Here is a 20,433-nt window from a genome sequence, read left to right on the forward strand (position 1 = left end):
CTATCACTGGATTGATGATGAACCTACGGGAACTGGAACTGTTCGGCACGCTGATGCGGGTTGGCACGACGATCGAGACGGCGCGGCTGCTCGGCATATCTCAACCCGGCGTCAGCGGGCAGCTAAAGCGACTGGAGACGCGTCTGGGTTTCTCGCTCTTTCATCGCACCGGCAACCGGCTGGAACCTACGCGCGAGGCCAACGAGCTTTTCGCCATGGCGCAGCCAATCTTCGGCACGCATGCCGATGTCCGGGCAAAACTTCCCGGGCTTCGCGACTTGGCGGAAAGGCCGGTTGCCATCTCGGCGACGCCGGCGCTGGTGGAGAGCTTCATCGGCCCGATCCTGATCCGGGCAGGCTATCAAAACTGGAAGAAGCGCATCATCCTGCGTGTTCACTCACCGGAGGACGATTTGCGCAAAGGCGAGGCCGACATAGGGTTGCAGATGGCGGTGCCGCCGCGAGCCGAGTTCCAAGCCCATGTGGTGGGACAGATCCCGCTCGTGGCAGTGCTGCCCGAGCAGCATGCCTTGGCCACCTTGCCGGAATTGACCTGCGAGGCGATCGCGCCGTTCCCGCTGGTCTGCTACAACAAGGACTGGTCTCCGATGGGCAACAAGATCCACGAGGCCTTCCTAGCTCAGGGGCTGAACTACGATCCGGCCTGCGTTGTGCCCTTTTGCGCCAACGTCTGCAGCATGGTCCGGGCTTGCGGTGGTATAGGGATAGTCGACGCAATGACTGCGCATGACTACGGTATGCACGGGCTGGTCTGGCGCCCTATCAAGGACATGCCCAGCGTCTCGATCATCGCGTTCCATCGCCGCCACGAGCCGATGCGGGCGCCGGTGCAGGATTTACTAACTGCTTTCCTTTCGGGTGAGACCGGAGTCTGAACTCTGAGCCCTCTGCGACGGTAGATCGGCGTTGTTGCGTAAGTCACGCCTGAGGCATGATGGCCCCTTTCCCCGTCAGCATCAGGCCACGCGAATGATCTCGGCCGTTCCAAGGGCTGGGAAGCGGTTCATCAGTGCGATGCGGATCTGGATTTCAGCGGTCTGGCGGTCAGGGTCTCTTGCTGCGATGCGTTCACCGAAGGCCTTGAGGCACCGCATTTTCGCCTCGATGCGGCTGCGGACATGGTATCCCGTCCAGCGCTTCCAGAATGCCCGGCCATATTGCCGGGAGGCACGCAGGGTTTCGTTTCTGGCGATTGCGGCCGGGCAGTTCGCTTTCCAGGGTCGACCGTTCTTGCGGATCGGAATGATCGCGGTGGCCTGGCGATCGATGATGGCGGTGTGACAGCGGCGGGTGTCATAGGCACCATCGGCGGTCACGGTGCCGATGTCTTCGTCCTCGGGGATCTGGTTGAGCAGTTCCGGCAGGACCGGACTGTCGCCATCGCTGCTGGAGGTGAACTCCACCGCCCGGATGTCCGAGGTGGCGGTGTCCATGGCCAGATGCACCTTGCGCCACTGGCGTCGGCCCTGAACACCATGCTTTCGGGCCTGCCACTCGCCATCACCGAGGAACTTGATACCGGTGCTGTCCACGCGCAGGTTCAGGGGGCCATCGGCGCGCCGATAGGGGATCTGGACGGCCAAGGTCTTCTGCCTCCGGCACAGGGTCGTATAGTCTGGCACGGCCCAGTCCAGGCCAGCCATCTTCAGCAGGCTGGCCACCATCCCGGTCGTCTGCCTGAGCGGCAGCTTGAACAAGACCTTTATCGTCAGGCAGAACTGGATCGCCGCGTCCGCAAACACCGCAGGCCGACCGGGGCTGCCGTCATGCGGCGCAAGCCAGGACATGTCCTTGTCCAGCCAGATCAGTAGGGATCCGCGCTTGCGCAGAGACGCCGTGTAACTGGGCCAGTTCGTCGTGCGGTAGCGGGCGGGTGATGGCTTGCTCATGTGTCCCGTCTAACCGCATGGATTCACGATGTGAATCCTTGGGAGACAGAGTTTTGCAGCAACGCCGAACTAACCCGGCACCCACTCTTGCAAAAACAATAGAAGGCCCAGCACGAAAGATAGAGAGGGCCCTGGGAGTGCGATGATACAGAATCCAGGGCCCAACCCCCTTCGCATTCGCGTGACCGGGCATCATGGCGGCATGAGCCTCCGCCGGAAAAACGGCTTGGGCCGCCCCAGCAGGACCAACGCCAGCCATCGCTGACAGCACGCTCTGCGCGTTGCGGAACTGCAGCGACTTCAGGATCGCCAGGCCCTCCTTCGCCGGCAAGCAGACCAGCACCATGTCTGCGCTATCGACCACCGCCTGATTGCCTGCTGCCACCTCGGCCCCGTAAGCCGCTGCCAGCCGCGCCACCACCCCTGCTCCGCGCCGCGGTAGCAGGAAGCGGTAGTCCAAAGCGCGCGAGACGCCCGTTACAGAAAATCCGCCAGGTGCCCGCAGCCTAGAAGGCCAATGGTCGTCACGGCATCTCCTCCTGCACCTCGGCCATCGCGCGGGCGGTGGCGGCAATGTCGGCCTCGGTATGAACGATCGATGACAATGAATGCAGCGTGGCCGAGGGGTTCATATAGATCCCCTTGTCCATGAGGCGCAGCGCGAACTCACGGAATCACTCGGTCCACATGGGTGCAGAAATCGCGGAAATCGGTGATCTCGTCGCGATCGGTGAAGAAGATCTGGAACATCGAGTTCACCCCCTGCACAATCATAGGATGCTGGTTTGAGGCCCGCGCCACCTCGCGGATGCCCGCCGTCATCGCTGCCGCCAACTTTCATTCAGCATTCCGCGCGTCTGGTCCCTCGCGAGCGATGCAAGCGCACCGTCGATGGGGCTGGAGATTATCAAAGGCCTACAACTATAAAGTTCTTGAGATGGGGGATTATCATGACGAGCGCACGCGATATAGGTCTGATTACGGGTGGCCTACAGGTCGGAAGATGGAACGCCATCACCGACGTAGCTGGTGTGTCCGTAGGGCACCGCACCTTGAAAGGTTCCGAGCTAGCCACCGGTGTGACCGCGATCCTTCCGCACGACGGCGACCTCTTCCGCCTGAAACCGCGCGCAGCCGTCGAGGTGATCAACGGCTTCGGAAAATCCGTTGGGCTGCTGCAGGTGGCTGAGTTGGCGACATTGGAAACCCCTATCCTGCTGACAAATACCTTTGGCGTCGCCGCCTGTGTAGAAGCTTTGATCCGTCGCGCGATCCTGCAAAACCCCCGCATCGGTCGAGAGACGTCATCCGTCAACCCCGTGGTCTGCGAATGCAATGACGGGGCGATCAACGACATCCAGGCTCTGGCGCTCACCCCTGCCGATGCCATCATCGCCATCGAGGCGGCGCGAAGCGGTGATGTGGAGCAAGGCTGTGTAGGAGCGGGCGCTGGCATGACGGCCTTCGGCTTCAAGGCAGGGATTGGAAGCGCCTCGCGGGTGATGGAAATCGGCGGAGCGGACTATACTCTCGGCGCACTTGTCTTGGCCAATTTCGGCACGCGTGGTGATCTGGTGCTGCCAGATGGCCGGCGGCCCGACCCCCGTGGCCCGACACTAGCGGAGCGTGGCTCGGTGATCGTTGTGCTTGCCACGGACCTGCCGCTCGGCGACCGCCAGTTGCAGCGGGTGGTGCGACGGGCGGGGGCCGGGCTGGCCCGGCTCGGGGCGTTCTGGGGGCATGGGTCGGGCGACATCGCGCTGGCCTTCACCACGGCGGATCCGGTCCTGCATGATCCGGAGTCTGCCTTTGCCCCGCAGCGCCGGCTTTCGGATGGGCTCATCGACCTGCCCTTTCGCGCCGCTGCCGAGGCCACTCAGGAGGCTGTGTTGAACAGCCTCTGTCATGCCACCGCCACCCCGGGTCGCGCGGGCCAGCATTTTCCCGCGCTTTCCGACTGGCTTCAGGGCAGTGCCGGCTGAACGGCTGTCTCTGAGACCCGAGGAGGAACGGCAGTCTGTCGACTGCCCTGGACCGCCGCCCGCCACAGCGCCTCGACCGCGCGACCGCGTTTCTCCAAGTTGCGGTAGAGCCTCACGTCGAGGTCCAGTTCCCATTCGGGGTTCTCGGAGGCCGCCACCAGTCGGTTCGCGGCGATCTCGTCGCGCGCCAAGCTGTTGGGCAGCCAGCACACCCCGGCGCCGGTCACAGCCAGGTTCATCAGCCCGGCACTGATTGAGTTCTCGTGCAGGGTTCGATGCCTGAACGACGGGCGCCGTGCAAAGAGCCGGCCAAGAGCCACGCCGAAGAACGAACTGTAGCCGTAGCTTAACAGCGGCAAGGTCAGCTTGTCCTGCAGCGCCCTGTCCAGAAGCCCCTGCCCCCGGTGTAGCTCGCCCATGATCCGAACCTCGGGGGCCGCGAGCGGCATCAGCCGGTCCTGCCCGATGGTCAGCCCTTCGAAGCGAGTCTTGTCCAGATGGAACGGCACTTCGGAATGGGCGTAGGTGAGAAAAAAATCGGCCTCGTTGCTGATCAACGCCTCCAGATTGGCCTCGATGCCACCGCGGTCGGCGATCAGCGAGGTGGCAAAGCCCGCGGGATCGGCCTCCAGGTGCTGCAGCCAGCTGGGAAAGAAGGTGACCGTCAGCGTATGCAACGCGGCAAAGCGCACCAGCCCAGACTCTCCCGCAGGGCGCAGCGTCTCGCGCAGAGCATAGAAAGTGCGGATGGTGTCCTGCGCCACCGGCAGCAGCGCCCGCCCCGCCGGGGTCAGTTCGGCGGGCATAGTGGCGCGGCTGATCAGGGTCGCGCCAAGCCAGGCCTCAAGCTGTTTGATGCGACGGCTAAAGGCCGATTGCGTCACATGCCGGGCCTCCGCCGCGCGCGAAAAGCTGGTGGTGTCGGCCAGAGTGACGAAGTCCTCCAGCCACTTCACTTCCATCTTCAACCCTCCATCCGCTTGGCCGCCCGCCGACCAGTAGCATGATTTTATTACATTATGCAAATTGGGTATCACGTCTTGCCAAAAGCGAATTGGCCAATGCCGCACCCTCTCCGCCACGGTGGGCGCGAGGAGAGACAGTCAAGGGGAGGTGCTCACCACTGCGGCTCTTGGCCGTCGCGCCGGCCCCCTGCGGCAGATCCCCCCGATACTGTCCGAACCTGAGGAGTTGCACTTGGCCTGTCCTGTCGTCGCCGACCTCATACTTATCAATGGAAACATCTGGCGCGGCCGCGCCGAGGGGCGTTGCCAGTCGCTGGCCATCTGGCAGGGCAAGGTGCTTGCCTTCGGCACCGATGATGAGATGCTCGTCCTGAAGGGTGCCGAGACCCAAGTCGTCGACCTTGAGAGGCGCTTCGCCGGTCCCGGTCTGTTAGACAATCACCTTCACCTGATCTCCACCGGGCTGGTGATGGGATGGGTCGACATCACGCCGCAGGCCGCGCCGACGGCGGATGCTCTGCTGGATCGCCTGCGCGAAGGAGCGCAGAATATCCCGAAGGGCGGCTGGGTCCGCGCCCGCGGCTATGATCAGGTGAAGCTGGACACCAACCGCCACCCGACGCGGGACGAACTCGACCGCGCCGTGCCCGACCATCCGGTCCTAGTGACCCGCGCCTGCGGCCATGTCTCGATCGCCAATTCCATGGCGCTGCAGCTGGCCGGGGTTTCAGACGGCACCAACGATCCAGAAGGCGGCGTGATCGGGCGCACTGAGGGTCGGCTGAACGGCTTCCTCGCCGAAAACGCGCAGAACCTCATCTCGTCCATCATACCCGAGCCCTCGGTGGAGGAGCTGATCGACGGGATTGAACGCGGCGGCAACCACCTGCTGTCCTTCGGCATCACCAGCTGCATGGATGCGGCGGTGGGTCAGGTCGCCGGATTTGCCGAGATCAGGGCCTATGAACTAGCGAAACTCTCGGGCCGCCTGCCGGTCCGAACCTGGCTGACGCTCCTGGGCGATCCGGGCACCTCCATTGTCGAGGACTGCTGGAACGCCGGGCTCGTAACCGGCGCGGGCGACGACATGCTGCGGATCGGCGGGGTGAAGATCTTCCTAGACGGATCGGCCGGGGGACGCACCGCCTGGATGACCGAAGCTTACAAGGATCAGCCGGACAATTTCGGCGTGCGGATGCTGCCTAATGCGCAGGTCGAGGCGATGGTGCAGGATTTCCATGACCGCGGCTATCAGATGGCCTGCCACGCCATCGGCGATGGGGCCATCGGGCAGATCATCACCGCCTATGAAAAGGCGCTTGTGTCCTCGCCCGATCCCGACCGCCGTCACCGGGTCGAGCATTGCGGCTTTTCCTCTCCGGCGCAGGAAGCGCGGATGCTGGCGGCAGGCATCCTGCCCGCGCCCCAGATGGCCTTCATCCACGATTTCGGCGACAGCTACGTCAGCGTGCTTGACGAGGCGCGGGCCCGCCGCTCCTATCCCATCGGGACGTGGGAGCGGATGGGGCTGCGCCCCTCCACTGGGTCGGATTCGCCGGTCTGTTCGCCCAACCCCTTCCCCAACCTGCACGCAATGATCACGCGGCAGACCGGCAGCGGCACCGTGCTGGACGCCTCTGAAACGCTGGGCCGCGAGGAGGCGCTGCAGGCCTTCACCGAATACGGCGCCTTCTCGCAGAAGGCGGAGGACGTGAAGGGCCGGCTGATCCCCGGCCAATGGGCCGACATCGCCGTCTTCAGCACCGACCTGATTGAGACCGCGCCGGAAAACCTGCTCAGCGACACCCGCTGCCTGATGACGCTGCTGGCCGGAAAGATCGTCCACGACGCGCGCCCCTGAAACACCGACCAGACGCCGGATGATAACCGGCGCGATCTCAACAAGGAGAACCCCATGCTGACACGCCTGTCACTCGCCGCCATCCTGTGCCTCGGCACCTCTGGGCTCGCCATCGCGGAGGGGGAACGCTCCGGGGGCACCCTGAACTTCACCGCGCCCTATGGCTCCAGCTTCGCGACACTGGACAGCCAAGCCAGCCCGAATACCCAGGAAGAGTTCATCACCCAAGCGATCCACCGTTCGCTCTACAGCTGGGACTCGCTGAAGAACGAGCCGGTGCTTGAACTGGCGACCTCTGCCGATGTGTCGGAAGACGGCACCGTCTACACCTACCATCTGCGCGAGAACGCGATGTTCCACAACGACAAGCCGCTGACCGCCGATGACATCATCTACAGCTACCTGCGCATCGCCGCGCCGCAGAACGCCTTTCCGGGTGCCAGCTATATCGCCAATATCGCCGGTGCCGCCGACTACACCGCAGGCACCGCCGACAGCATCTCTGGGCTGAAGAAGATCGACGATCACACGCTGGAGGTCACCTTCGTCGCGCCGATCAACCCCGGCTTTGCGCTGATGATGAACACCACGGCAATCTTTCCCTCGAATGTGGACGAGGCGAGCTTCGCAACCGCCCCCGTCGGCCTCGGAGCCTTCCAGTTTCAGGAGCATGTGCCCGGCTCGCAGGTCGTGGTGACGAAGTTCGACAAATATTACGAGGAGGGCAGGCCCTACCTCGACCGGGTGAACCTGATCCTGATGGGGGAGGATGCCGCGCGCGATGTGGCCTTCCGCAACAAAGAGATCGACGTGTCGATCCTTGGCCCGACCCAGTATCAGGCCTATCAGGCCGATGACGCGCTGAAGGATCACATTCTGGAAGTGGCCGAGGTCTTCACCCGCAACATCGGCTTCAACCCGGCCTTCGAGCCGTTCAAGGACAAGCGCGTCCGGCAGGCGATCAACCATGCCATCAACGCGCCGCTGATCATCGAGCGGCTGGTGAAGAACAAGGCCTATCCCGCTTCCGGCTGGCTGCCCGTCTCCTCGCCCGCCTTCGACGCGGACAAGCCCGGCTACGATTTCGACCCCGAGAAGGCCAAGGCGCTGCTGGCCGAAGCGGGATATGCCGAAGGCTTCACCTTCGAGGTGACCGCCAGCCCGAACGAAAGCTGGGGTGTGCCGATTGTCGAGGCCATCCTGCCGATGTTGCAGAAGGTGGGCATCACCGTCAGACCGCGTCCGGTCGAAAGCGCTGCCCTTGGCGACGCCATCACGTCGAACGACTTCCAAGGCTATATCTGGTCGAACCAGTCCGGCCCCGACCCGCTGAACGCGCTGCGCTGCTTCTACTCTAAGACACTGCAATCGGCGTGCAACTACAGCAGCTACGCCAGCACCGAGTTCGACGCGCTCTATGAAGAAGCCCAGAAGGAACGCGACCCGGCCAGGCAGATCGACCTGCTGCGTCAGGCCAACAACATTGTGCAGGATGATGCTCCAGTCTGGTTCTTCAACTACAACAAGGCGGTAATGGCCTATCAGCCCTGGGTGCACGGTCTGGTGCCGAATGCAACCGAGCTCGCCTTGCAACCCTATGACGAGATCTGGATCGACGACACCGCACCAGACTCGCGCAACTGAAGACGAGGGGCGGGCGCGATCGGAGTTGCCCTGAAGCGACCGCCCTGCTCACTATCGGCCTCGTCGCACGGCCCGCGCGCTGTCGCGCCGGGTCCGGAAAGGGTATATGCTTCTCTTCATCCTCCGCCGCATCCTGCAGATCGTTCCCACAGTCTTCGTGGTAGCGCTGCTGATCTTCGTGATCTTCAGCGTCGTCCCAGGCAGTTTCGCCGCCAGCCTCTTCGCCGACGGCAGGACCGCTGCCGATCCCGAACTGATGGCGCGGATCAACCGCGAGCTGGGCCTCGACAAGCCGCTTCTCGAGAGGTTCATCACCTATATCGTCGATCTCGCACAGTTCGATCTCGGGACCAGCTTCCGCACCCGCCAGCCGGTGATCGAACTGATCAACAGCCGCATCTGGGCCTCGCTGGAGCTTGCCGTGGCGGCCATGGTCTTTGCCGTAGCGGTGGGGGTGCCGCTGGGGTTTCTGGCGGCCCTGCGCCCCGGCTCGCTGCTCGACACCGTTACCATGATCGGCGCGGTTTCGGGTCTGTCGATCCCGCAGTTCTGGCTCGGCCTGCTGATGATGTATGTCTTTGCACTGCAACTGAACTGGCTGCCCAGTTTTGGCTATGGCGACGGGTCTTGGCGCAACATCATCCTTCCGGCGATCACGCTTGGCGTGACCCCCCTGGCGCTGCTGGCCCGGACCACCCGCGCCGGAGTGCTGGACGTGATGAGCGCGGATTTCGTCCGCACCGCCCATTCTAAGGGGATGAGCGAGGCGCAGGTGGTGCGCTGGCACGTGGCGCGCAACGCGCTGGTGCTGATCGTGACCACCGTCGGCTTGCAGTTCGGCTCGCTCATCGGTCAGGCCGTGGTGATCGAGAAACTATTCTCCTGGCCCGGCATCGGCTCTCTGCTGGTCGACAGTGTGGCGATCCGCGACATCCCCGTGGTTCAGGGCACCATCCTTGTGATCGTGCTGTGGTTCCTGGTCATCAACACTGCCGTCGATCTGATCTATGCCGCGATCGATCCGCGCATCAAGCAGGGATAGACCGCGATGCGCCTCCGCTTCAACCTGGTCCTCGGGGCTTTCCTGACCGCGCTGGTCATCCTTGCCGGGCTGCTGGCCCCTTGGCTCGCGCCCTTCGATCCGGTGCTCGACGCCGACCTGATGAACTCCGAGATGCCGCCCAACGCGACCTTCTGGTTCGGCACCGATGCGCAGGGCCGCGATGTCTACAGCCGGATCCTCTACGGCGCGCAGATCTCGCTGACCGTGGGCATCGTCTCGCAGGTCATCAACTCGATCATCGGCGTGACGCTGGGCATGACCGCCGGCTACTGGGGCGGCTGGTGGGACGATCTGGTGAGCGGGCTGACCAATGTGATGCTGGCCATCCCCTCGCTGATCTTCGCGCTCGCGGTGATGGCGGTGCTTGGCCCCGGCCTGCCGTCGCTGCTGATCGCGCTTGGCCTGACCAACTGGAGCTGGACCTGCCGCATCGCCCGTAGCTCGACCCTGTCGCTGAAGTCGCAAGGCTATGTGCAGGCGGCGCAGACGCTGGGCTACAGCGACCTGCGCATCATGTTCACACAGGTCCTGCCCAACATGATGGGGCCGATCCTCGTCATGGCGACGCTGGGCATGGGCTCCGCCGTGCTGTCCGAGGCGGCGTTGTCCTTCCTTGGCCTCGGCATCCAGCCGCCCTTTCCCAGCTGGGGTTCCATGCTCACCGATGCGCAGCGGCTGCTGCAACTGGCGCCTTGGGTCGCGATCTTCCCCGGCCTCGCCATCTTCCTGTCAGTGCTCGGCTTCAACCTGCTGGGCGACGGGCTGCGCGACAGCCTTGATCCGCATATGAGGACGCGCAAGCTATGACCGAACCGCTGCTCGATGTCCGCGATCTGACGCTGGATGTGCCGCATGGCCGTGCCAGCCTGCCGATCCTAAACGGCATCTCCTTCCAGATCCATCCGGGCGAGGCTTATGGGTTGGTGGGCGAGTCCGGCTCCGGTAAATCCGTCACCTCTCTAGCGATCATGGGCTTGCTAAAGAAGCCGCTGCGGGTCTCGGGCGGGCAGATCGGCTTTCTGGGCCGCGACCTGCTGACCCTGCCACGGCGCGAGATGCGGCGACTGCGCGGCAACCGCATCGCGATGATCTTTCAGGAGCCAATGACCGCGCTGAACCCTCTGGCCACCGTGGGCCGCCAGATCGCCGAGATGTTCATGGTGCATCAGGGCATGAGCCGGGCCGAGGGAGAACGACTGGCGATCGCCGCGCTGGACAGCGTGAAGGTGCCCAGCCCGGACCGCCGGGCGCGCAGCTATCCTCACGAGATGTCGGGTGGTCTGCGCCAGCGGGTGATGATCGCCATGGCGCTGGCTTGCAACCCGGACCTGCTAATTGCCGACGAGCCCACGACCGCGTTGGACGTGACCGTTCAGGCAGAAGTGCTGCGGCTGATCAAGGATCTCTGCGCCGAGCGTGGCACGGCGGTGTTGTTCATCAGCCACGATCTCGGCGTCATTGCCTCGGTTTGTCAGCGCGTGGGGGTGATGTATGCGGGCTGTCTGGTTGAAGAGAACGACACCGAGGCGCTCTTCGAGACGCCGCGCCATGACTACACGCGGGGCCTGCTCGGCGCTCTGCCCCGGCTGGGCAGCCGCACGGCGCGGGGCCGGCAAAGGCTGGTGGACATCGACAGCATCATCGCCGACCGCTCGCGCCTGACCGAGACCCGCTTTATCACGCCGCGACGAAAGGAAATTCCATGACCGCGCCGCTGCTGGAGGTGGATAACCTGCATGTGCGCTTTCCCGTCTCCGGAGGCGGCATGTTAGGGCGCGGAAAGCGCCTGCTGCATGCGGTGAACGGGGTCAGCTTCTCGCTAGCGCAGGGCGAATGCCTGTCGATCGTGGGCGAGTCCGGTTGCGGCAAATCCACCACCGCCCTGTCGATCATGGGGCTGCAGGAACCGACCGAAGGCGAGATCCGCTTTCGCGGTCGCCCGATGACCGGCCCACGCGCGCCCACCCGGATGGAACGTGCCAAGGCGGTGCAGATCGTCTTTCAGGATCCCTATGCCTCGCTGAACCCGCGCCAGACGGTGTGGACCTCGCTGGCCGACCCGCTGCGCCTGCACGGCATCACCGCCCGGTCCGAGATTGCCGACCGCATCGCGAAGCTGCTGCGCAGCGTTGGGCTGACCCCCGAACAGGCGCGCCGCTTCCCGCACGAATTCTCCGGTGGTCAGCGGCAGCGCATCGGCATCGCCCGTGCGCTGATCCTCGAACCCGAGATCGTGGTGCTGGACGAACCTGTCTCGGCGCTGGACGTGTCGATCCGGGCGCAGATCATCAACCTGTTGCTCGATCTGCAGGAGCAGTTCGGCCTGTCCTACCTGATGATCAGCCACGACCTGTCCGTTGTCGAACACATGAGCGACCGCGTGATGGTGATGTATTTCGGTCAGCTAGTCGAAACCGGCAGCTGGCAACAGATCTTTGCCACGCCGACCCACCCCTATACGCGTCGGCTGATCGCCGCGATCCCAGACCCCGCGCATTTCGGCAGGCTCTCTGCCGAGCCTTTTGTCGAGGCACCCAACATGTTCGCCCCGCCCGAGACGGCTCCGTTGTCCGAAATTGCGCCGGGCCACTTCGTTCGTCCTGCGGCATAAGTGAAAGTTGCGGCTCACCTTTTCCTTAATCCTAAAGCTGCGAATCCAACACCGAAAGAAACACGAAACGCACGAGAGAAAGCAGGAGGCGGTTCCGATCAGGATCGCTTGATCTTGCGTGCGCTGAGTGACTCAGGCTCCGCAAGTAGGCTCCACAATCCGCAACTTATCTGGCACACCGGAGCGTTGGCCTCCGCCATGCGGCCGGGGTCGGGATCCTGGGGCAGTCACGGACGCATTAGGCGAGCCAAAGGTCAGGGTTCAGGAGTTTCCTTCTGCAACATAATGAACATGTCCAGCTATCGAGGGGGTCCTCGATGCAGAGGAACTTGGCGCGGAGTTTGCTGTTCAGCTCGAAAAATTCTTCTCCGTCGGTGCCAGGATAGAAATCAATTGCTGTTGTCAAAAGCGCTCTCTGTTCCGCTACTGATCCCTGCGTCGCCACACGCGTCGATCTCCTTTAGAATGCCGAAAGCTCCCAAGTATATCACGACTTTTTTGGCCAGGTGCCGCGGGAGGGCGGGCACCTTGCTATGGCGGAGGCGGGTCGAAATTGGCGTCAATCGAGGCTCCGCAAATGAATAATCTGAAGAACGCCCATGGTGGCGATATCGATGCAAGGCTTGCCCGCAGGGGCGAGGAATGACAGCATGGTGCCGGAGGCGGTGCAAACTATGAGCTTGAGGATCTGGGGCCTTGCGGCGTTCCTGGCCGTCGCCGGAACCATATCTGGTGCCAAGGAACTGCTGATACTTACATCCTATGAGGCCGAAGTGGTGGCCCCTGTTATCGATGCGTTCGAAGCGCGCCATCCCGGGATTGCCATCCGCCATCTGAACAAGAACACCAACGCCGCTGTCTCCGAACTGATGCTGGGCAACGATCGCCGGTTTGATCTGTTTTGGGCCTCTGCGCCCGAGGCTTTTGAAGTGCTGAGACAAGCCGATCGGCTGTTTCACAGTGGATCATACGGTCACGTCGACTTTGCCTTGTCGGCAGTCGGATGGACTTGGCAAACCCCCTTTAAAGGCCGACCGCCCGAGAATTGGAATGACTTGCTTGCTCCAGAGTTTGCTGGTCGGATCGGCATGTCGCACCCCATGCAATCGGGGACGACCCACAGCCTGATCGAAACAATCTTGCAAGACCGGGGATGGAAGTCAGGCTGGGGCTGGTTGCTTCAATTGGCTGGGCAGCTCAACACCATATCGGCACGCAGTTTTGGCGTGCTGGAGGGTGTAGACCAAGGGCGTTTTGACATAGGTCTTAGTATCGACTTTCTGGCGCTCAAGCGCAGCAACACCGGGATGGTCTTCCGCTATGGCCGGCCGATCATAATAATTCCGGCGCGGATCGCAGTGCTGGAAGGCGGGCGAAATCCCGAGGCAGCCCAGGCTTTCATCGACTACTTGTTGTCGCCTGAGGGGCAGCGCTTGCTGCTCAGACCCGATATCCGCCGGATACCGGTGCTTCCGGAGATCAGGGCCGAGCTGGCAGAGACCCTGCTTCCCGAAGTTCGGGCCGCGCTTCAATTCAGTTGGTCTCGATATGACCCAGGGCTTGCAAGTCGTCGCTATGAGGCGGTAAATCAACTGTTTGAAAGCTTCATCGCCCGCGACTTCCTGCGCCGTCGGGACCTCTGGCGCCGCTGGCGCGACCTGCCCCCAGACGCGCCCAACCGGGGCGCCCTGAAAGCAATTCTTACCCACATGCCGGTGTCCGAGCATCAGGCCCGCACTCTGACCCTTGATCGCAGCACTCTGATCGACTGGTCACGCGCGTCATCGGAGCTGCTGGATAGGGCAGAACTTGGCCTGATCAAATGACCAGACCCGCTTCGATCCGGGCAAGGCTGACTTTCGCACTACTGGTGGTCGTGTCCATCGCTACCGTGTTGATTCTGGCGGGCATGTATGTGGTGCTTCGCGCCGAGCGGGATTTCCGGATGCTGGCTGAGGATAGGATCCCTCGTGTTGCTCTCGCAGGCGAACTCGCTGAGTTTACCGGCGATCTGGCCGCAGTATCGACTGCCATCGTTGCCGACACCGAGAGCGACCCGGAAACCCTGTCTCAGAGGGTCGCTTCGGCAGCGGCAGGTATCTCCAAAGTCCTTAATTCTTCCGTGCTTCGTGCTGCCCCGGAGGGCGAAGCTCTTGCGCACGCCGAGTCTGTTCTGCGCCGGGCCCTGTCGGACTTCAACACGACGAGTGGTGAATTGAGCAACCTTGCGCAGCGGGCGGGTGCAACCAGCCAGCAACTGCGCTGGACGCATAGCGATGTCCAGGATCAGGCAGGCGCATTGTTGCAGGACCTTTCATTCAACATGGATGCCGCGCTGAGCGTCCTGATCGAAGACCCCGACCCGGCCACGCGATCTCTTGCCGAGGCGGGGCTGAAGCGCGACCGGTTGGCACGCGATCGCCTTGCACGTCTTGCATCCGAAACTGCAACTCTGACGGCCCTGCTGTTGCAGGCCCGCGGTGCGGAAGGGCCCGACGCTCTGGACGAAGTGCGGGAACTCGGCCACGACACGATGGATGCCATAGCGCTGCTGCGCATCGGCCTGCCAATGCGAAGCGATATTACCCTGCTCATGGAGGGCGTGGATCGGCTGATCGCCTTGGCACAAGAGCCTGAAGGTGTTTTCGCCCAGGTGCGGGAGCAGATCATCCTGAAGACCGGCGCCGTGGGCCACCTTGCCGAGGCGCAGGAGGCGTTGTCCGAGATGCAGGCGGAACTCAGCACTTTGGGGCGCCGCGAGCGAGTGGACGCACAGGCTGCCGCGGACGATGCGGCCCACGCAGTGCTCGTCGGGGCGATCGGGCTGTCGGCGATGGCGCTCTCCGGCGCGGCAGCTTGTGCCGTCATACTGCTCCTTTACGTGCGCAATCGCATCCTCCGTCGGCTCGAGCAGCTTGCGGCGGACCTGACACGCATCGCAGAGGGCGATCAGACGGCCTCGGTGTTAGTGAAGGGGCGCGACGAAATTGCCGACATGGGACGCGCCGTCGAGGTCTTTCGCGCGTCGGCAATGCAGCTTCAAACAGCTCATCGCGACCTTTCTGCAGAAGTGGCCGAGCGTCAACGCGCAGTTGAGCGACTTGAACGCACGCAGAGGGACCTGGTGCAAGCTGGCAAGATGGCTGCACTGGGCCAAATGTCGGCAGCGATCAGCCACGAGATAAATCAGCCTCTCGCAGCCATGAGGCACCGGCTGCACAACCTCCGGCTGGCATATCCGCAGGCGGAAGAGTCCGTCGCACGCATCGAAACGACAGTGGAGCGGATCACCGCAACGATCGGCCACCTTCGTCGCATTGCGCGCCGGTCGGACCATCGACATGTCCGCGTCGTGCTGGCAGAGCCGTTGGAGGCTGCTCTCGCGCTGCTTGAACATCGCCTGCATCAGGAAGGTGTTCATGTCGAACGCCCTGCGGCACTCGCAGGCGTGGAGGTGGAGGGCGATGAGATCCTGTTGGAGCAGGTGCTGTTGAACATCTTCAGCAACGCGCTGGACGCGATTGCAGAGACGCAGCGCGGCAGCGGCACCATCCGTATCTCATTGGAACAGGAGGCTGATATCCTGCTCTTGATAACGGACGACGGCGTGGGGTTGCAGGGCCAAGCTCCTGCGGATCTCTTTGACCCATTCCACACAACGAAGGATGTTGGCAAGGGTCTTGGTCTGGGCCTATCCATCGCGTTCAACGTGATGCAGGACATGGGGGGGCATCTAGAGATTGGGCCTGCGCAAGCTGGTGCAGAAGTGAGACTGCGACTTCGGCGCTGGCCTATGGAGCAAAGGCTGGCACATGGCTGACAGGCCCAGGATCATGCTTGTCGAAGACGATGCCGACCTTGCGCAGGCCACGGCCGAAACTCTTGAACACGCAGGGTTCGCCGTCGAAGCTCACGCTTCGGCCGCACCCGCTCTCTCAGCGCTGACGCCTGACTGGCCAGGGGTTATCCTGTCAGATGTTCGAATGCCGGGCATTTCCGGGCTCGATCTGCTGGATAGAGCACGTGAAATCGCGCCAAACGTGCCCTTCGTCGTCATCACCGGACATGGCGATGTCCAAGGCGCCCTGCGCGCAATGCGCGCAGGCGCGCACGACTTCCTTGAGAAACCCTGCGACCCGCAACTGTTGATCGATATCCTGCGTCGCGCAGCCGAGATGCGTCGGCTGCAACTGGAGAATGCAGAGTTAAGAAAGCAGTTGGAACGTTCGATCCTGCCGATAGACAGGCTTGTTGGGCGTTCCGTCTTGATGGTCGACTTGCGGCGGAGGGTAGCAATCTTGGCAGCACTTCATGTCGATCTGCTCATTTCCGGAGAAACGGGCACTGGGAAGGAGATGGTCGCGCGTTGTCTCCATGACATGTCAATGCGGCGGCTCGGGCCTTTCGTGGCGCTGAACTGCGGTGCGCTGACCGAAGCGGATGTCGATCGCGAGCTCTTCGGCGTTGCAGGCGAGCATCCCGGTCGCGTCGCGGCGGCCGACGGCGGCACGCTCTATCTTGACGAACTGGAATCCATGCCCGACGCGCTTCAGGTCCGGCTGCTTCGCGTGCTGGACGCGCGGGAGATCAGTCCAATGGGCGGCGCCATGCGTGCGGTCGATATTCGCATTCTCGGCAGCGTAAAGGCCGATCCGGCGGATCTGATTGCCGAAGGCCGCCTGCGAGCCGACCTCTTCCACCGCTTCAACGCGGGCGCCCTTCGCCTGCCTCCCTTGCGCGAGCGTGATGGTGACGTCTTGCTGCTGATCGAGCACTTCGCAGCTGAGGCGGCCGCTAGGCACAACTTGCCAAAGCCCGCACTTGATGCGGCGCTGCGTCGCCAGGCCGAGTATCACCACTGGCCAGGCAATGTTCGCGAGGCCCGAAATATGGCGGAGCGGATGGTGATCGGCTTGGAACCCAGCTTTGCGTCTCCAGGTCGGCCAGCGGTGACCGTCGAGGACTACGACGCAGCCATGGAGGCGTTCGAGAATCGCCTATTGCAAGCCGCGCTTTTGCAGACTGGCGGTCGAAAGACCGAGGCCGCCAGCCTTCTCGGCATCCCCCGCAAGCGGCTCTACCTTCGCTTGCGGCACCATGGGCTTGCCTGATGGGTCGAAATCGACCCGAAACGCGGGTCACGCTTGACCCATAAAAACATTATAAAACAAATACTTGCCAAATAATTCGACCCTGCGCACAGTTATTGCGCGCCACAAGAACAACAAAAAACTGGCGCGCGTTACTGAACTGCCAGGGAGGCAACAATGCGAACGATCCTACTTACCACGGCCCTTGCTTTGGTCGCGACGGCAGCTGCGGCGCAGCAGAACGTCGTCGTCGTCACCTCGTTTCCAAAGGATCTGACCGATCCTTTCAAGGCCGCATTTGAAGCGGCACACCCCGACTACCAACTTGAGGTGGTCAGCCGGAACACCAACGCCTCGGTCGCATTCCTGCAGGAGACCCGCGCCTCGAACACGACCGACCTGTTCTGGGCGTCAGCGCCCGACGCTTTCGAAGTGCTGAAGAGCGAGGGATTACTCGCCAAGGTCGACATCGCGTCGGAGGGGATACCTGACACCATCGGCTCCTATCCGATCAACGATACTGACGGCACCTACTACGGTTTCGCGGCCTCGGGCTACGGCATCATGTATAACACCCGCTACATTGAGGCGAACAACCTGCCCGTTGCGACCGAGTGGGAAGATCTGATGCGCGCTGAATACAACGGCCACGTCGGCATGTCCTCGCCATCGCGCTCCGGCACCACCCACTTGACGGTCGAGACCCTGCTGCAAGGTGACGGTTGGGATGACGGCTGGGCCAAGTGGAAGTGGATTTCGGGCAACATGAACACCGTAACCGAGCGCAGCTTCGGTGTGCCGGATGGGGTGAACTCTGGCAACTTCGGCTTCGGCATCGTCATCGACTTCTTCGGATTGGCTTCGAAGGCTTCAGGCTTCCCCGTTGAGCTGGTCTATCCCAGCGTCACCTCCATCGTGCCAGCTAACGTGGGCATCATCGAGAATGCCCCGAATGCCGATGGTGCGAAGGCCTTCGTCGAATACATCCTGTCCCCCGAGGGTCAGCAGGTTCTGCTCAACCCGGCCATCATGCGCTTGCCCGTCAATCCGGATGCCTACGCCAACGCCCCAGAGGGATATCCTAATCCGTTCTCAGAGGACTTCGCGCCGGATGCGATCGTTTTCGATGTCGACAAATCCGGCATTCGCTACAACCTGGTGAACTCGCTGTTTGACGTCATGATCACCTATCGTATGGACGATCTGCGGGCGGCGGTAGCGGCAGTGCAGGCAGCCGAGGCCGCGCATCCTGACGGTGCAAATGCCGAAGCCAAAGCGCTGATCGACGAGGCCCGCGCACTGGTCGAAGCTCTGCCAATCACCGAGGAACAGGCGCTGGATCCGTCCTTCACCGGAGTGTTCCAGATATCGCGCGCCGAACCCGAGACCCAGGTCGTCGGGCGCCAGGCCGAGGTCGAACAGGAATGGGATGCTTTTGCTGTGGCAAACTATGCCAAGGCAAAACAGCTAGCAGATCAGGCGGCTGCTTTGCAGTAACGCACTTCCGCTCCGGCCTGTCCGGAGCGGGCATTCCGCCTCAAGCTCAGGTGCTTCCCATGACCCAACCCACCGCTTCCTCCGGAAGCGCCGGCGGCTTCACGCTTTTCCCGCGACTTTCCGGGACCGCCGTCACCGGCATTCTCATCGCCATCTTCCTCATGGCGTTCCTGATCCTGCCCGTCATTCAGGTGATCTATGTAGCCTTCATCGACGCGCGCAGCGGCGCCTTTACGCTGCAGAACTTCCAAGACTTCTTCAACACGTCACTGTTCCGCGAGAGTTTCGTAAACTCGTTCTATGTCTCGGCCATGTCGGTGGTCTTCGCCACGGTGATCGCCCTACCCCTAGCCTACATCACTACCCGGTTCAATTTTGGCGGGGCGGTGCTGATCCAGAGCCTCGGTATCATCCCGCTCATCATGCCGCCCTTCGTCGGCGCCGTGGCGATGAGCTTGTTGTTTGGAAGAAATGGCACCGTCAACCTGCTTTTGAACCAGTATTTCGGCATCAAGATCCCATTCATGGAGGGGCTGAACGGCGTCATTCTCGTGCAGTCGATCCATTACTTTCCCTTCATCCTCATCAATCTCTCGGCGTCGCTGCGCAACATCGACCGGTCGATGGAGGAAGCGGCACAGAACCTCGGTTCTTCGGGGTTGCGCATGTTCCGGCGGATTGTGTTCCCTCTGGCAATGCCCGGCTATCTTGCCGGAGCGGCGCTTGTCTTCATCAAGGTCTTCGACGATCTCGGGACACCGCTGCTTCTGAACGTGAACAACATGCTGGCACCGCAGGCCTATCTGCGGATCACCGGCGTCGGCATCAACGATCCGATGGGCTATGTGATCTCCTTCATCCTCGTGGTGTTCTCAGTCTTCTCGCTCTGGGCCTCGTTCCTTTTCATGCGCGGCAAGGATTACGCCACGACCCAGAAGGGCGGCGGCGGCCTGTCGAAGCGAGATCTTGGCAGGGGGGAGAAGATGACGGCCTATGCGGTGATCCTGTTCATCCTTGCAATGGTGCTCTCACCGCATCTGGGATTGATGCTGCTGGCCTTCGGCACGATCTGGTCTTTCAGCCCGCTTCCCGACGGCTTCACGCTGCAGCACTTCGGCACGGTCTTCAGCCAGTCGATGCAATATGTAACCAACACCCTGCTCTACGCCGGGACCGCGGCACTGATCGATGTCATCCTTGGCACGGCGATCGCCTACATCGTGATCCGCACCGGACTGCCTGGGCGCAAGTGGCTTGATTATCTGGCGACGGCAGCCTTGGCCGTGCCGGGCGTGGTTCTGGGAATCGGCTATCTGCGCCTCTTCCACGGCGTGCAGCTGCCAATCGGGATGGGGCCAATGGCCAGCTGGTGGGGGATCATTATCATCGCCCTTGCCATTCGCCGCCTGCCTTACGCGCTCCGGGCGTGCATGGCAGCGCTCCAGCAGATCGCGCTTGCGCTTGAAGAGGCCGCAGAAAGCCTCGGAGCGACCAAGGCCTCGACAATCCGCCGTATCGTAGTTCCGCTGATGTCAGGCGGCATCCTTGCCGGCTTCGTCACCAGCTTCGCCACCGCTGCCGTGGAGCTTTCCGCCACCATCATGCTGGTGGGACGGTCGGCCGAAGCACCGCTGGCCTATGGCATCTACCTTTTCATGCAGTCCCCCTCCGGACGCGGAGCTGGCGCGGCACTTGGCATCCTTGCGGTGGTGATCGTTGCCCTCGGCACCTACCTTTCGCAACGCATCATCGAGCGCGACCGCAATCGCCGCGCCGCAGCCCCGGGGGCCGAGGCATGAACTTGCAGGAG

At 62.6% G+C, this 20,433-nt stretch carries 16 protein-coding genes; 13 read left to right on the forward strand and 3 right to left on the reverse strand.

Annotated elements, in window-relative coordinates; all coding sequences use genetic code 11:
* Positions 1-17: 17 nt before the first annotated feature.
* A complete protein-coding gene (locus tag AC3A5Z_RS22640; RefSeq protein ID WP_487521534.1) occupies positions 18-896 on the forward strand; it encodes a LysR family transcriptional regulator in 879 nt (292 codons plus the stop codon).
* A gap of 81 nt (positions 897-977) precedes the next feature.
* Here AC3A5Z_RS22640 and AC3A5Z_RS22645 read toward each other — a convergent pair whose 3' ends face one another.
* Both AC3A5Z_RS22645 and AC3A5Z_RS22650 read right to left on the reverse strand, forming a co-directional pair.
* The gene (locus AC3A5Z_RS22645; RefSeq protein WP_487521535.1) at positions 978-1,910 is read right to left on the reverse strand and encodes an IS5 family transposase; all 933 of its coding nucleotides are present in this window, start codon (positions 1,908-1,910) and stop codon (positions 978-980) included.
* Positions 1,911-2,576: 666 nt separating this feature from the next.
* Positions 2,577-2,744: a hypothetical protein gene (locus AC3A5Z_RS22650; RefSeq protein WP_487521536.1), complete on the reverse strand. Its 168-nt coding sequence runs from the start codon at positions 2,742-2,744 to the stop codon at positions 2,577-2,579.
* 116 nt (positions 2,745-2,860) lie between these two features.
* On the opposite strand from AC3A5Z_RS22650, the gene AC3A5Z_RS22655 reads away from it, so the two are divergent.
* Complete coding sequence (locus AC3A5Z_RS22655) at positions 2,861-3,892, forward strand: DmpA family aminopeptidase (RefSeq protein ID WP_487521537.1); 1,032 nt, start codon at positions 2,861-2,863, stop codon at positions 3,890-3,892.
* Here AC3A5Z_RS22655 and AC3A5Z_RS22660 read toward each other — a convergent pair.
* Positions 3,874-4,854: a LysR family transcriptional regulator gene (locus tag AC3A5Z_RS22660; RefSeq protein ID WP_487521538.1), complete on the reverse strand. Its 981-nt coding sequence runs from the start codon at positions 4,852-4,854 to the stop codon at positions 3,874-3,876. The two genes, AC3A5Z_RS22655 and AC3A5Z_RS22660, sit on opposite strands and share 19 nt — an antisense overlap.
* A 235-nt stretch (positions 4,855-5,089) precedes the next feature.
* Here AC3A5Z_RS22660 and AC3A5Z_RS22665 point away from each other — a divergent pair, with 235 nt between their 5' ends.
* The 11 genes from AC3A5Z_RS22665 to AC3A5Z_RS22715 all read left to right on the forward strand — a co-directional run bounded on the left by AC3A5Z_RS22665 (position 5,090) and on the right by AC3A5Z_RS22715 (position 20,422).
* Positions 5,090-6,718 carry an amidohydrolase gene (locus tag AC3A5Z_RS22665; protein WP_487521539.1) on the forward strand — a complete coding sequence of 543 codons (1,629 nt, stop codon included), beginning with the start codon at positions 5,090-5,092 and terminating at the stop codon, positions 6,716-6,718.
* A gap of 54 nt (positions 6,719-6,772) precedes the next feature.
* Positions 6,773-8,362 carry an ABC transporter substrate-binding protein gene (locus tag AC3A5Z_RS22670; RefSeq protein WP_487521540.1) on the forward strand — a complete coding sequence of 530 codons (1,590 nt, stop codon included), beginning with the start codon at positions 6,773-6,775 and terminating at the stop codon, positions 8,360-8,362.
* A gap of 106 nt (positions 8,363-8,468) precedes the next feature.
* Positions 8,469-9,404, forward strand: coding sequence for an ABC transporter permease (locus AC3A5Z_RS22675; RefSeq protein WP_487521541.1), 936 nt, complete (start codon positions 8,469-8,471; stop codon positions 9,402-9,404).
* Between the two features lie 6 nt (positions 9,405-9,410).
* Positions 9,411-10,232 (forward strand): ABC transporter permease, encoded by an 822-nt coding sequence (locus AC3A5Z_RS22680; protein WP_487521542.1) that lies wholly within the window; start codon positions 9,411-9,413, stop codon positions 10,230-10,232.
* Complete coding sequence (locus AC3A5Z_RS22685; RefSeq protein ID WP_487521543.1) at positions 10,229-11,131, forward strand: ABC transporter ATP-binding protein; 903 nt, start codon at positions 10,229-10,231, stop codon at positions 11,129-11,131. Before AC3A5Z_RS22680 ends, AC3A5Z_RS22685 begins: the two co-directional genes overlap by 4 nt.
* A complete protein-coding gene (locus tag AC3A5Z_RS22690) occupies positions 11,128-12,036 on the forward strand; it encodes an ABC transporter ATP-binding protein (protein ID WP_487521544.1) in 909 nt (302 codons plus the stop codon). Before AC3A5Z_RS22685 ends, AC3A5Z_RS22690 begins: the two co-directional genes overlap by 4 nt.
* Positions 12,037-12,635: 599 nt before the next feature.
* Entirely contained in the window at positions 12,636-13,862 is a 1,227-nt protein-coding gene (locus tag AC3A5Z_RS22695; RefSeq protein ID WP_487521545.1) for an ABC transporter substrate-binding protein, read from the forward strand.
* Complete coding sequence (locus AC3A5Z_RS22700) at positions 13,859-15,856, forward strand: ATP-binding protein (RefSeq protein ID WP_487521546.1); 1,998 nt, start codon at positions 13,859-13,861, stop codon at positions 15,854-15,856. Before AC3A5Z_RS22695 ends, AC3A5Z_RS22700 begins: the two co-directional genes overlap by 4 nt.
* A gap of 13 nt (positions 15,857-15,869) precedes the next feature.
* A complete protein-coding gene (locus AC3A5Z_RS22705; RefSeq protein WP_487521547.1) occupies positions 15,870-17,147 on the forward strand; it encodes a sigma-54-dependent transcriptional regulator in 1,278 nt (425 codons plus the stop codon).
* A 156-nt stretch (positions 17,148-17,303) separates the two neighbouring features.
* On the forward strand, positions 17,304-18,623 hold the full coding sequence (locus AC3A5Z_RS22710) for an ABC transporter substrate-binding protein (protein WP_487521549.1): 1,320 nt from the start codon (positions 17,304-17,306) through the stop codon (positions 18,621-18,623).
* Positions 18,624-18,682: 59 nt separating this feature from the next.
* On the forward strand, positions 18,683-20,422 hold the full coding sequence (locus tag AC3A5Z_RS22715; RefSeq protein WP_487521550.1) for an ABC transporter permease: 1,740 nt from the start codon (positions 18,683-18,685) through the stop codon (positions 20,420-20,422).
* Positions 20,423-20,433: the final 11 nt, after the last annotated feature.

This window comes from Cereibacter sp. Soil_C_27, from assembly GCF_057657095.1.

What these genes read in the sequence shown, in the direction of transcription:
- AC3A5Z_RS22640 (WP_487521534.1), top strand. Translation starts at nt 18, where the DNA reads ATGAACCTACGGGAACTGGAACTGTTCGGCACGCTGATGCGGGTTGGC.
- AC3A5Z_RS22645 (WP_487521535.1), bottom strand. Translation starts at nt 1,910, where the DNA reads ATGAGCAAGCCATCACCCGCCCGCTACCGCACGACGAACTGGCCCAGT.
- AC3A5Z_RS22655 (WP_487521537.1), top strand. Translation starts at nt 2,861, where the DNA reads ATGACGAGCGCACGCGATATAGGTCTGATTACGGGTGGCCTACAGGTC.
- AC3A5Z_RS22660 (WP_487521538.1), bottom strand. Translation starts at nt 4,854, where the DNA reads ATGGAAGTGAAGTGGCTGGAGGACTTCGTCACTCTGGCCGACACCACC.
- AC3A5Z_RS22670 (WP_487521540.1), top strand. Translation starts at nt 6,773, where the DNA reads ATGCTGACACGCCTGTCACTCGCCGCCATCCTGTGCCTCGGCACCTCT.
- AC3A5Z_RS22675 (WP_487521541.1), top strand. Translation starts at nt 8,469, where the DNA reads ATGCTTCTCTTCATCCTCCGCCGCATCCTGCAGATCGTTCCCACAGTC.
- AC3A5Z_RS22680 (WP_487521542.1), top strand. Translation starts at nt 9,411, where the DNA reads ATGCGCCTCCGCTTCAACCTGGTCCTCGGGGCTTTCCTGACCGCGCTG.
- AC3A5Z_RS22685 (WP_487521543.1), top strand. Translation starts at nt 10,229, where the DNA reads ATGACCGAACCGCTGCTCGATGTCCGCGATCTGACGCTGGATGTGCCG.
- AC3A5Z_RS22690 (WP_487521544.1), top strand. Translation starts at nt 11,128, where the DNA reads ATGACCGCGCCGCTGCTGGAGGTGGATAACCTGCATGTGCGCTTTCCC.
- AC3A5Z_RS22695 (WP_487521545.1), top strand. Translation starts at nt 12,636, where the DNA reads ATGGTGGCGATATCGATGCAAGGCTTGCCCGCAGGGGCGAGGAATGAC.
- AC3A5Z_RS22700 (WP_487521546.1), top strand. Translation starts at nt 13,859, where the DNA reads ATGACCAGACCCGCTTCGATCCGGGCAAGGCTGACTTTCGCACTACTG.
- AC3A5Z_RS22705 (WP_487521547.1), top strand. Translation starts at nt 15,870, where the DNA reads ATGCTTGTCGAAGACGATGCCGACCTTGCGCAGGCCACGGCCGAAACT.
- AC3A5Z_RS22710 (WP_487521549.1), top strand. Translation starts at nt 17,304, where the DNA reads ATGCGAACGATCCTACTTACCACGGCCCTTGCTTTGGTCGCGACGGCA.
- AC3A5Z_RS22715 (WP_487521550.1), top strand. Translation starts at nt 18,683, where the DNA reads ATGACCCAACCCACCGCTTCCTCCGGAAGCGCCGGCGGCTTCACGCTT.